Source organism: Isoptericola haloaureus, from assembly GCF_036689775.1.
GTDB lineage: Bacteria > Actinomycetota > Actinomycetes > Actinomycetales > Cellulomonadaceae > Isoptericola > Isoptericola haloaureus.
In genome coordinates this window covers 185,692-198,132 of sequence record NZ_JBAGLP010000116.1, presented here as the reverse complement: position 1 = coordinate 198,132, position 12,441 = coordinate 185,692, and the positions used below count along the sequence as shown (strand labels likewise).

Below are 12,441 nucleotides of genomic sequence, written 5' to 3'. Positions count from 1 at the left end.
ACGGAACAAAACGACCAGGAATCATGAACCGGGCGCGGACATTTCACCCGCTGCCGTGCGGGGCCGGTCGGCCCTACGCTGGCCGGGGACGACGACGAGGAGCAGCCGTGGACGAACGTGGCCTGGCCCTGCCGTGGGCGGAGGACGCCTTCCCCCCGCGCACCCTGAGCGAGCGCCGCGCCGTGTGGGGCCACCTCATGGGCATCGCGCTGCACGAGGCGACCCACGCCCTGGCGACCGACGACGTCCCGGTCGGCGCCGTCGTCGTCTCCCCGGACGGGCGGCTGCTCGGGCTGGGGCACAACCGTCGCGAGGAGACCGGGGACCCCACCGCCCACGCCGAGGTGCTGGCGCTGCGGCAGGCCGCCGCGAGCTGGGGGGAGTGGCGGCTGACGGACTGCACGCTCGTGGTCACCCTCGAGCCGTGCGTGATGTGCGCGGGCGCGCTCGTCGCGGCCCGTGTCGGGCGGCTGGTGCTCGGCGCCTGGGACCCGAAGGCGGGGGCGACCGGGTCCGTGTGGGACATGGTGCGCGACCAGCGCGCCCTGCACGAGGTCGAGGTGATCGCGGGCGTGCGGGCCGACGAGTGCGCCGCGGTGCTGCAGGAGTTCTTCGCGGCCCGTCGTTGAGGCCCCCCGTTCCGTTGTGGGCGTGAAATCTGCAGCTCTGGAGCGCTCGGGGCTGCAGATTTCACGCCCACAGCGGGTGGGGGACGGCGGGGACGGCGGGGTGCGGAGGTCGGGACAGCCCTACCGTGGGGACGTGGGTCCTCCGCATTCCCTGCCGCCGCGCGCCTGCCTAGTGTCGAGGACATGACCAGCACACCTGTGGCACCGCGCGACACCGCGCCGGCCGTCACGAGCCTGCCGGGACTGCTGCGTGCACCCTGGGCGGCGGCCACGTGGCGGGGCCTCGCCCAGCTCGCGCTGGGTTACCTCTGGCTCGTCTCCGTCGGGCTGGTGGTCTTCGACCTCGTGCTCGTAGCGGCCTCCCTGGTGCCCGCGCTCGGCCTCGGGCTTCTCCTGCTGCCGCCGACCCTGTGGGTGGCCCGGTGGTTCGCCACCGCCGAGCGCTCTCGCCTCGCCGCGCAGACCGGCGTCGCGCTGCGCGACCCGGGACGACGACGCACGCCCCGGCCCGGCTGGTGGGGGTGGACGACGGCCGAGCTCACCGACCGGCGCGGCTGGCTCGCCACCGCGTACACCCTGGCCGGACTGGTCGTGGCGACCGTGTTCCTCACGCTCGCCGTGGCCGCGGCGAGCAGCGCCGTCGCCGCCGTCGTCCTCGGGGTGCGCCGCGTGGCCGACACCGACGTCTCCGCGCTGTGGGCGCTCCCGATCGCCGTCGTGCTCGCCTGGCTCGCCGCCGTCCTGGCCCAGGTCGGCACGCTCGCCACGACCGCGCTGGCCCAGGCGATGCTCGGCGTCTCCCCGGCGGCCGAGGCCCGCGCCGCCCAGCGTGCCGCCGAGGCGGGGGCGCGTGCCGCCGAGACGGACGCCGCCACGGCCCGGCAGCGCGCCGTCGAACTCACCGCCACCCGGGCCGCCGCCCTGGAGGCCGCGGACGCCGAACGACGCCGCATCGAGCGGGACCTTCACGACGGCGCCCAGCAGCGCCTCGTCGCCCTCGGCGTCGCGCTCGGTGCGGCCCGCCGTGCCGCCGACCGCGACCCCGCCGCCGCGGTCACCGCCGTCGAGCACGCGCACACGGAGGTCAAGGAGACGCTGGCCGAGCTGCGCGACCTCGTGCGCGGCATCCATCCCGCGGTGCTGGCCGACCGCGGCCTCGACGACGCCCTGTCGGCGCTGGCGGCCCGCAGCCCCGTGCCGGTCCGGGTGGAGGCCGGCCCCGACCTCGACAGCGCGGGGGCAGGGGTGCAGGCCGCCGCCTACTTCGTCGTCGCCGAGGCGCTGACCAACGTCGCCCGGCACGCCGGGGCGACCCGCGCCCACGTGCGTGCCGCCGTCGTCCCCGGGCCCGGCACCACGGGGCCGGACCGCCTGCTGATCGAGGTGTCCGACGACGGCCGCGGCGGTGCCGAGGCACAATCCGGTTCCGGGCTCGCCGGCCTGCGGGGCCGTGTCGCCGCCCTCGACGGCACGTTCGACCTGACCAGCCCGCCCGGTGCGGGGACACGCCTGCGAGTGGAGCTGCCGTGCGCATCGTGATCGCCGAGGACTCCGTCCTGCTGCTGGACGGGCTGACCCGGCTGCTGCAGACCGAGGGGCACGACGTCGTCGGTCACCGCACCGCCGAGGAGATGGTCACCGCCCTGGCCGCGCCGGGCTCCTCGCTGCCGGACCTGGTCGTCACCGACGTGCGGATGCCGCCGTCGCACACCGACGAGGGGCTGCGCGCCGCGGTGCACCTGCGCAGCCTGCACCCCGAGCTGCCGGTGCTGGTGCTCTCGCAGTACGTCGAGCAGCGGTACGCCGCCGAACTGTTCACCCACGGCACCCGGTCGGTGGGGTACGTCCTCAAAGACCGCGTGGCCGACGTCGACGAGTTCCTCGACGCCGTCGAGCGGGTCGCCGCCGGCGGCATCGTCCTCGACCCCGAGGTCGTCTCGCAGGTGCTCGCCCGGTCCCGCCACGACCTGGACGAGCTGACCGCACGGGAGCGCGAGGTGCTCGGGCTCATGGCCGAGGGGCTGTCCAACACCGCGATCGCGGACCGGCTCGTGGTCGGGTCCGCGGCCGTGGAGAAGCACGTGACCAACATCCTCACCAAGCTGGGGCTGCCCGTGGACGCGGACACCCACCGCCGCGTCCTGGCGGTGCTGCGCTGGCTGGACCGGAACGGAGACGCACGATGAGCCACGACCTCTCGACCACGCAGCCGCGACGCAGCGGCGCCGCCCGGGTGCTCCTCGCCCTCGGCCTCGCCGTCGGCGTGCTGATGGTCGTCTGGGGCGCCCTGCACGTGATCGACTGGGCGCTGTCCGAGACACGCACCAGCCAGGAGTCCTACGACCCCGTCGGGCAGGTGGAGCTGGTCGCCGACGGCGACGTGACCGTGCGGGCCGACGACGGCGCGACCGACGTGAGCGTCGAGGTCGTCTCCCGCGGAGGGCTGGCCACACCGGAGTACACCGTCTCGACCGGCGACGGGTCGCTGGTGCTGGAGAACACCTGCCCGGACCGGGTGTGGTGGTCGTGGACGTGCGCCGGCGAGCTGCACGCCGTCGTCCCCGCCGACACGGTGGTGAGGGTCGACACGGCGAACGGCGAGGTGCGGGCCGAGGGGCCGGCCGGCGCCGTCGACCTGCGGACGTCGAACGGCGACGTGGTCGCGACGGACCTCGGCGGGTCGTTGGAGGCGCGCACCTCCAACGGCGAGATCGAGGCGACCCGGGTCGGCGGGGACGTCGACGCGCAGACCTCGAACGGCCGGATCGACGTCGCCGACGTCGGCGGCGGGGCGGTCGCCCGGTCCTCCAACGGCGACGTCGAGCTGCGCGACGTCGGCGGGGACGCCGAGGCGAGGACCTCCAACGGCGAGATCGACGTCGCGGGTGCCGGGGGTGACGTCTTCGCCCGGACGAGCAACGGCAACGTCACCGTGGTCGGCGACGGCGAGCCGGTGGCGCTGACCATCGAGACGTCGAACGGGCAGCAGATCATCGAGGGGCCCACCGACCCGGCGGCCTCGCGGAGCGTGGAGATCCACAGCTCGAACGGGGACGTGGCCTACCGGGCGCCGTGACGCGGCCGCCTCAGATCGCCGGGATACGGATCCCGAAGACCTCGTACGCCGCCCGGCGGGCCGCGTGCCAGCCGGACATCCCGTGCACGCCGGGACCCGGGGGCGTCGACGCCGAGCACAGGTAGACGTGCCCGGCCTGCCGGTACGGGTTCGCCGCGGCGGTCGGGCGGGCGATCATCCGCCACAGGCTCGTGCGCCCGCCCGCGATGTCGCCGTCGACGAGGTTCAGGTTGTGGCCCGCCAGCTCGGCCGCGGGGGTGCACCGCGTCGCGACGACGGCGTCCCGCACCCCGGGCGCGAACCGCTCGAGCTGGGCCAGGACCGTCTCGGTGACGTCCACCGTCGACCCGGACGGCACGTGCGTGTACGCCCACACCGGTCGCCGGCCCCCGGCCTCGCGGTCGGGGTCGACGACGACCGGGTCGCTGACCAGGCAGACGGGCGCCTCCGCGTGCTCCCCGGCGGCGACGGCGGACTCGGCGCGCGCCATCTCGGCCCGGGTGCCGCCCACGTGCACGGTGCCGGCCCGGGCGACCTCGGGGGCTGCCCAGGGGATCGGCCCGTCCGTGACCAGGTCGACCTTGGCGGCGGCGTTGCCGGTGGGGAACCGGGACAGCGCGCGGTGGCAGGTGGGGAACAGGGCGTCACCGATGACGTCGACCAGAGTGCTGGCGGGGGTGTCGAACAGGTAGACGTGCGCCGAGGGCAGGTCGGTGCAGACGCGCACGGGATGGTCGGTGACCACCGTGCCGCCGTGCGCCTCGAGGTCGGCCAGCAGCGCCGCCGCGATCGCCCCCGAGCCGCCGCGCGGGATCGGCCAGCCGCCGTCGAACCCGCCGGGGGCCGTGACCTCCGAGCGGGTGCCGTCGGAGCGGGTGCCGTCGGGCGTGGCGTGCGCGAGCGCCCCGAGCAGCAGCGCGGTCCCTGCGGCGCCCAGGGACGGCATCGGCGCGATCGTGTGCGCCGCGACGCCGGTGAGCAGGGCGGCCGCCTCCTCGGTGCGGAACCGCGCGCCCCACGCCCCGGTGCCCTGCTCGAGCATGGCGGCGCCGAACCGGGCCGCCCCCAGCAGGCCCCCGACGTCGGACAGGCCCCGCGGCATCGACCGCTTGTCGCTCATCCCCACGGCGACCACGGCCTCCCACCGTGCGGCCAGCGGACCGAGCAGCGACCGCCACGCGCCGCCGTCGACCCCGAGCCGCTCGGCCGTGCGCTCCAGGTCGCGGTAGGCGATCCCCGCCCGCGCGTCCGGCAGGGGCTGGGCGTAGGAGACGTCGGGCGTGAGCAGCTCGACGCCGTGGGCGGGCAGGTCGAACGCGCGGAAGAACGGGGACGCCCAGGCCATCGGGTGCACGGCCGAGCAGACGTCGTGCCGCAGCCCGGGCGACAGGCCCAGGTCGTGCGTGCGCGCACCGCCGCCGGCGGTCGACCGCGCCTCGAGCACCGTCACGGACAGCCCGACCCGGGCCAGCGTCACGGCGGCTGCCAGCCCGTTGGGTCCTGATCCGACGACGACCACGTCCTCCATGCAGGCAGCCTAGGGCGAGCGGTCGAGCCCCGCGCGCACGGCCCCGGTCACCTCCGGGGCGAGGGTGCGGGCGAACGTCGCCGTGAGGTGCCCGTGGTCGAAGTACGCCGTCACCCCGCCGACGACCGGGTGGCAGACGTCGTCGCACATCAGGTCCTCGACGCTCGTGACGCTCACCGCGCCGGTGGTGTCGGCGCTCGCGGCCGCGGCCAGCGGGTCCGGCTCCAGCGCCGTCGCCGGCGGCGCGCCGCAGGCCTCCGTGTCCCGGTGGAGCTGCAGGCACTCGGGGACGTTCTCCGGCATCGCGGGCGTGTCCCGCAGGACGACGACGCCGATCCCGGCGTCGGTGAACCGCGCCAGCGTCTCGGCGTAGGCCTCCTGGGCCACCGCCTCCTGGTCCGACGGCGCCACGCCGGCCAGCGGCTGGTTCGTGCGGTCGGACATGACCACGAGGTCGTAGTCGCCGGCCACGACGCTCTCCACGGCCCACCGGTTGATGTCCCGGCAGGCCGCCGACTCCGCCTCGTCGGGGAAGGCGAGCGGCCGGTCCACGGTGTAGCAGACCGACTGCAGGTAGGTGTCGAGCTGCCAGCCCTCGGTGTCGATCGCGTCCTGGAGCGCCGGCAGCCAGTGCCCGGCGTGGGAGTTGCCGACCAGCGCGATCCGCGCCGTCGGCTCCCCGTCCCCGCCGCCGTAGGTGCAGGTGTTCCGCGTGGTGAAGGGGGCGTTGTTCCAGCAGCCGTCGGCGTACACGGCCGGCTTGTCCTCGGCCGCGGCCTCGGGCGGCCACACCAGGCCCGGGTCGTCGCAGGTGTCGTCGCGCACGACGGCGGCACCCACGCAGGGCGCGGCCGCGGCGACGGCGGCGCGGGCCTCGGTCACGGCCTGGCGTTCCGCCGCGACCGCCTGCTGCTGCACGACGACGGCACCCCCGCCGACCACGACGACGCACCCGGCCAGCAGCACGAAGGTCGCGGCCAGGCGGCGGGTGAGCAGCGGCTGCCAGCGCAGGCGCTCCTCGACGTGCCGCCGGGACAGGCCCGCCAGCACCAGCGTGGCGGCCAGGACGGCCACCATGTCGAGCGCGGTCAGGTCGCGTCCGATCGCGAACGGCGCGATGACCACCAGCGGCCAGTGCCACAGGTAGGCCGAGTAGGAGCTGTCGCCGAGCCACTGCGCGGGCCGCCACCGCAGCAGGGCGCCCGGTCCCGCGCGGGTCTCGTCGGCGTCGGCGGCGATGACGAGCAGGGCGCCGACGGTCGGCAGCAGCGCCGTGTACCCCGGGAACGCGGTCGCGGCGTCGTAGGTGAGGACGGCCGTGACGATCATCGCCAGACCGAGCCACGCCGTCGCCGCCCGGAGCCCGTCGTGTCGCAGCAGCGCGCTGGACGCCCCGGCGCGGAGCGCGAGCACCGCCGCGAGCAGGCCACCGAGCCCGAGCTCCCAGAACCGGGTCGTGGAGACGAAGTAGGCCGCGGCCGGCTCGGTGCTCGTGGCCCACACGGACCAGCCGAGAGAGGCCGCGACCACCGTCGCGGTCAGCCCGACGGCGAGCGCCGCCGTCGGGCGTCCGCCGTCGCGGCCGGCGCGTCGGCTGCGACGCAGACCGAGCCAGGCGACCGCGGCGAACAGGACCGGCCACAGCAGGTAGAACTGCTCCTCGATGGACAGCGACCAGTAGTGCTGCACGGGGGAGTGGAGCTCCTCGGCCGCGAGGTAGTCCGTCTCGGTCGCGGCCAGCACCCAGTTCTCGACGTACAGCGCCGAGGCGAGCACCTCGCGGCCGACGGACGGCAGCGTGGTGACCGGCAGCCAGACGGCGGCGGCGAGCAGCGTGGCCAGCAGCACGAGGCTGGCCGCCGGGATGAGGCGGCGCACCCGGCGTCCCCAGAAGTCGAGCAGGTCGCGGCCGCTGCGGATGGGGCGGCGCAGCAGGTGGCTGGTGATGAGGAAGCCGGAGACCACGAAGAACACGTCCACGCCGACGTACCCGCCGGTGACCGCGGCGGGCCACAGGTGGAAGCCGAGCACCGCGGCGACGGCGACGGCCCGCAGACCCTGGATGTCGGTCCGCGGGGAGGACGGTGTGGACACGCGTCAGAGCATCTCATCCGCTGCTGGGAGCGGCTCGGTGCTCCTCAGAGCAGATCGGCGAGGGCTGTCAGCGTCTCGGTCGCCCCGGCGTCGACCTTGACCGTGGCGAGCGGGTCACCGCGGGTCTCGCCGCGGTTGACGATGACGACGGGCTGGCCGTTCTTGGCCGCCCGGCGCACGAACCGCAGCCCGCTCATCACGGTCAGGGACGTGCCCGCCACGAGCAGGGCGTCGGCGGACTCCACGAGCGCGAACGCCCGGTCGACCCGTTCGCGGGGCACGTTCTCGCCGAAGTAGACGATCTCGGGCTTGAGGACCCCGCCGCAGAACTCGCAGTCGGCCGGTTTGAAGTGGGAGGTCTTGGCGATGACGGCGTCGGCGTCGGGGGCGACCTCGATGTCGGCGACGGTGGTGCCGCCGTCGAGCACGGACTCGACGAACCCCGGGTTGAGCATGTCGAGGCGTTCGGCGAGGTGGGACCGGCTGATCGTGCGGCCGCACTGCAGGCAGATCACGGAGTCGTAGCGTCCGTGCAGGTCGATGACGGTGCGCTGGCCGGCGTCCTCGTGCAGCAGGTCGACGTTCTGGGTGATGACGCCGCGCACGATTCCGCGGTCCTCGAGGTCGGCGAGGACGCGGTGCCCGGCGTTGGGGTGGGTGCGGTGCACGTGCTGCCAGCCGACGTGGTTGCGGGCCCAGTAGTGGCGCCGGAAGTCCGGGTCGCCGACGAACTGCTGGTACGTCATCGGGTTGCGCGGCGGCGAGTCGGGGCTGCGGTAGTCGGGGATGCCGGAGTCGGTGGAGATGCCGGCGCCGGTCAGCGCCGTGACCGTGCGGCCGTCGAGGAGGCGGGCGGCGTCGCCGACGGTCCCGTGGTGGATCACCGCGTCCGGCGGGAGCTCCCAGCGACGGTCCTGGTACGTCGGGGCGAGCAGTCGGACGGCGGGTTCCACCCCTCGAGAGTACGACGGCGGGTCCCGCGGCGCGGTGGGTCACGTCACGGCGGCGCTGTTGCCCCGGTCACCCGGCTGTCCGGTCACCCGGCTGCTCGGTCACTCGGTCGCATCGAGCGTCTCTGTTTCTCAGGAATCAGCCCGGGATTCCTGAGAAACAGAGACGCTCGGCGGCGTGACGTGTCTTGACGACGCCATTGGAGAGCGGTTACCGTAATTAGAAACCGGTTTCTGGCGTCGGTCGACGAGGTCCGACGCGCATCTCGACGAGGAGATCCATGACACCGACAGGCAAGCGCATCCGCTCGTCGCTGGCCGTGCTGACGGCCGCGGCCCTGACCGCGACGGGGGCGGTGACCGCTGCCGCGGTCGGACCCGCCACCGCCCTGAACGCCAACGACCTGACGCCCGGCGACTTCACGGCCGACTTCGTGGCCACCGAGGACTTCACCGTCCGGGCCACCGAGGCCAAGAAGGTGACCGTCGGGGACACCGACCGCCTCTCCGACCGCGGAGAGGTCTACACCCAGCGGCTCAAGCTCAACGGCTCGGGCAGCGCGGAGTACCGGTCGATCCACTTCACCGCTACCGAGCCGACCGAGCTCGTCGTCCAGACCCGCAGCAGCTCCGGCAGCAGCGACCGGGTCCTCGCGCTGCACGACGCCACCGGCGAGATCGCCCAGATCCCGGCGCTCGCCGACGACAGCAGCGAGCCGATCGTCACCGAGACCGTCGACATCCCGGCCGCCGGCGACTACTTCCTGACCTCCCCGAGCTCCGGGGTCAACGTCTTCTCCGCCCAGCTCGGCGCGAGCGACCCGGTCGAGCGGGCGCCCTGGGCCGACGTCGCGGCACCGGTGATCGACGGCGTCGCCCTCGACCCCGAGGACCCCGCCGACCTGGAGGTCGACTACACCGGCCTCCTCGGCGACGACGGCGGCGACGTCGCCTACGCGACCCTCTACGACGCCTCCGGCGCGAAGGTCGACCAGGCGATCACGGGCGAGGACGGACCCGGCGGCACCCTGACGCTCACCCCGCCGGCCTCCGGCGACTACGAGGTCGAGGTGCGGCTCACCCGCGCCGGCGAGGGCGAGCCGAAGACCTCCGCGCGCGTCGGGTTCGACGGCTTCTCCCTGCCGCTGGTCGGACCGGAGATCACCGGGGCCCTGACCTCCGCCGTCGACGGCACCGACGCCACGGTGAGCCTCGAGTGGACCGCCACCGACGAGGCCGAGACCTACTCCGTCGAGACGAGCCAGGGCGGGGCGGACTTCGCCACGGCCGTCGACGGCGTGACCAGCACGGCCGTGGACGTGCCGGGCCTCACGGCCGGCGCCACGTACCAGGTCCGCGTCGTGGCGCACCGCGGTGCGGACGCGGCGGCCGGTCCGGCGACGGACGTCGAGGTCGCCACCTCCGTGGAACGCTGGCAGATCGCCGACGTCGGCTCCAACGCCGGCTCCGGGGGTCAGGTCGTCGACCACGGCGACGGCACGATCACCTTCGACGCCAAGGACAGCTCCACGAAGTTCGCGAGCTCCGAGGACGGCTTCCAGTACTACTTCACCGAGATCGACCCGGAAGAGGAGAACTTCACGCTGCACGCCACCTTCGAGGTGGTCGACGGCTCGACGAAGGACAACCAGTCCGGGTTCGGCATCATCGCCATCGACGACCTGGTCGCCGAGTCCTCCCCGCACCGCTACTTCAACTCCGCGGGCGCGGTGGTCACCCGCTACAACGGCGGCACCGACGACGTCGTCAACGGCACCCCGGGCGCTCGGTTCGTCCAGGGGTACACGGGAGCCACCGACGACAACACCGCCGGCTCGCGCGACGACAGCGACTCGGAGGAGTTCGACCCCGACTACCGCCCTGAGATCACCTCGGGACCGAAGTTCGCCGAGGGCGACGTCTACGAGTTCACGCTGCGCCGGTCCAACACCGGCTTCCACGCGATCTGGCGCGGCGCCGGCGACGGCGGCGAGGACATCGAGGTCATCCAGTACGACCCCGACATGCTGCTGCAGCAGAACCCCGACACGTTCTACGTCGGCATGGCCACGGCCCGCAAGATCGTCGTGGACGTCACCTCGTGGGACTTCACCACGATCCACCCGGACGACGACGAGCCCGCCCAGGAGCCGCCGACGGAGTACGTGCCGACGAACCTGTCGGTCGACGTCACCCGGACGACACCGGAGCAGCAGCTCGACGTCCCGCTCGTGGCCGACTTCCACGGCACCGGGCAGATCCTCGACGCGGCCGGAGACGTCGTCGTCGACGGGCTGGAGCTCGTCCCCGGCGAGCAGGCCCTCGGCACGGTCGACCTCGAGCCGGGCGTCAACGAGCTCACCGCGCGGGCCACGCCGGAGGGCGACCAGCCCCAGCTCGGCGAGCACGAGGAGCTGGAGTCGTTCGACCCGGTCGACGTCCCGCTCTCGATCACCGTGGACTCCTACGGCGAGCCGGGCGAGTCGATCTGGGTCGCGCCCGACGGCACCGCCGACGGTGCGGGCACCCAGGACGACCCGCTGGACCTCCACACCGCGGTCGACTTCGCGCAGGCCGGTCAGCAGATCGTGCTGACGGGCGGCACGTACACGCCGCAGCACAACATCGTGGCCGAGCGGGGTCGTGACGGCACCGCCGACGCCCCGATCACCCTGATGTCCGAGCCGGGCTCGCGCGCGGTGCTGGACCTCGGCGAGTCGCCCGACGGCGGCCTGGTGATCCGCGGTGACTGGTGGCACGTCTACGACCTGGAGATCACCGGGTCGGCCGACAAGGCCAAGCCGATGCTCGTCCAGGGCCACCACAACGTTGTCGAGCGCGTGGAGTCGCACCACAACAAGGACACGGGTATCCAGATCTCGGGGCTCTCCGCCGAGCCGCCGTCGATGTGGCCGTCGCACAACACGATCCTGTCCTCGGTGTCGCACAACAACGCGGACACCGGCGGGAACGACGCCGACGGGTTCGGGGTCAAGCTCACCGTCGGCGAGGGCAACGTGCTGCGGTACAACATCGCCCACCACAACATCGACGACGGCTGGGACCTGTACGCCAAGTCCACCACCGGCCCGATCGGCACCGTCGTCGTCGAGGACTCCGTGGCCTATGCCAACGGGTTCCTCGAGGACGACCCGACGTGGACCGGCGAGGGCAACGGGTTCAAGCTCGGCGGCGAGTCCATGCCGGGCGACCACCTGCTGCGCAACGCGCTCAGCTACGGCAACCTCGCCACCGGCGCGACGTCGAACTCGGGCCCGGACGTCCGGCTCGACGGTGTCACCTCCGTCGACAACGAGCGGGGCGTGCGCCTGGAGACCAACGCCGGCACGACCGCCTACGAGGCGAGCGGCGTCATCTCGTGGCAGAACCCCGACTCCGACGCCCTGGGCCTGAAGCAGGACGACACGTCGCTGCTGACGGACCCGTCGAACTACTTCGACGGCACGACGGCGGACGCCTCCGACGGGCGGCCGGCCTCCGTCACCGCGGACTGGTTCGTCTCCACCGATGCCGCAGCCGTGACGCCGGAGATCGCGGCCGACGGCTCGATCGAGATGCACGGGCTGTACGAGCTCACCGACGTGGCGCCGTCGGACACCGGGGCGCGGTTCACGCCGAACCCGGACCCGACGACCCTCGAGCTGTTGCCCGAGGTCACGGTGCCGCTGGAGAACCTCGTGTCACCGGCGGTCACCGGTGACGCCGTGCAGAGCGCGGTGCTGGAGGCCGACCCGGGGCAGTGGTCGCACGAGGACGCCGCGTTCTCGTACCGCTGGCTGCGGGACGGCGAGCCCCTCGGGAAGAAGGGCGACGCCGCGGCCTACAAGGTCAAGCGGGCCGACGTCGGGCACGAGCTGTCCGTCGAGGTCACGGCCGTCGTCGAGGGGCAGGAGCCGGTCGCGGCCGTCTCGGCGCCCGTGACGGTTGAGCCCAAGGACCGCGGTGTCGGGTACGGCCCCGGGGGTGTCCCGTGGTGATCCGGCACTGACCTGACCGGTCGACGGCCGCCGGGGCGGTGCGCGCGAGGTGCGCGCGTACCGACCCGGCGGCCGTCGTGCTGTGCACCGTTCGGGTGAAATCGCCCCGAACCCCTGCGAGTGACCTGGATCACAGGAAGCGTGAGGCCCCGTACGCCACCGTCGA

At 73.9% G+C, this 12,441-nt stretch carries 8 protein-coding genes; 5 read left to right on the top strand and 3 right to left on the bottom strand.

Annotated features, from left to right (window positions below; all coding sequences use genetic code 11):
• The first annotated feature begins 197 nt into the window (after positions 1 to 197).
• The 4 genes from tadA (at position 198) to V5O49_RS06355 (ending at position 3,705) form a co-directional block, all read left to right on the top strand.
• Positions 198 to 629, top strand: coding sequence for a tRNA adenosine(34) deaminase TadA (gene tadA / locus V5O49_RS06370; RefSeq protein WP_332901768.1), 432 nt, complete (start codon positions 198 to 200; stop codon positions 627 to 629).
• 183 nt (positions 630 to 812) lie between these two features.
• Positions 813 to 2,168, top strand: a complete 1,356-nt coding sequence (locus tag V5O49_RS06365) for a histidine kinase (RefSeq protein WP_332901501.1) — start codon at positions 813 to 815, stop codon at positions 2,166 to 2,168.
• Complete coding sequence (locus V5O49_RS06360; protein WP_332901500.1) at positions 2,156 to 2,815, top strand: response regulator transcription factor; 660 nt, start codon at positions 2,156 to 2,158, stop codon at positions 2,813 to 2,815. Before V5O49_RS06365 ends, V5O49_RS06360 begins: the two co-directional genes overlap by 13 nt.
• Positions 2,812 to 3,705 (top strand): DUF4097 family beta strand repeat-containing protein, encoded by an 894-nt coding sequence (locus V5O49_RS06355; RefSeq protein ID WP_332901499.1) that lies wholly within the window; start codon positions 2,812 to 2,814, stop codon positions 3,703 to 3,705. Before V5O49_RS06360 ends, V5O49_RS06355 begins: the two co-directional genes overlap by 4 nt.
• 10 nt (positions 3,706 to 3,715) lie before the next feature.
• On the opposite strand, the gene V5O49_RS06350 is transcribed toward V5O49_RS06355, so the two are convergent.
• Genes V5O49_RS06350 through V5O49_RS06340 form a run of 3 tightly spaced genes read right to left on the bottom strand, consistent with a single transcriptional unit; the run spans position 3,716 to position 8,211 of the window.
• Positions 3,716 to 5,233, bottom strand: a complete 1,518-nt coding sequence (locus V5O49_RS06350; RefSeq protein ID WP_332901498.1) for a phytoene desaturase family protein — start codon at positions 5,231 to 5,233, stop codon at positions 3,716 to 3,718.
• Between the two features lie 9 nt (positions 5,234 to 5,242).
• On the bottom strand, positions 5,243 to 7,327 hold the full coding sequence (locus V5O49_RS06345) for an acyltransferase family protein (RefSeq protein WP_332901497.1): 2,085 nt from the start codon (positions 7,325 to 7,327) through the stop codon (positions 5,243 to 5,245).
• Positions 7,328 to 7,371: 44 nt separating this feature from the next.
• The gene (locus tag V5O49_RS06340; RefSeq protein ID WP_405001153.1) at positions 7,372 to 8,211 is read right to left on the bottom strand and encodes a Sir2 family NAD-dependent protein deacetylase; all 840 of its coding nucleotides are present in this window, start codon (positions 8,209 to 8,211) and stop codon (positions 7,372 to 7,374) included.
• Between the two features lie 347 nt (positions 8,212 to 8,558).
• Between V5O49_RS06340 and V5O49_RS06335 the strand changes: the two genes are divergently transcribed.
• On the top strand, positions 8,559 to 12,275 hold the full coding sequence (locus V5O49_RS06335; protein WP_332901495.1) for a fibronectin type III domain-containing protein: 3,717 nt from the start codon (positions 8,559 to 8,561) through the stop codon (positions 12,273 to 12,275).
• Positions 12,276 to 12,441 lie beyond the last annotated feature (166 nt).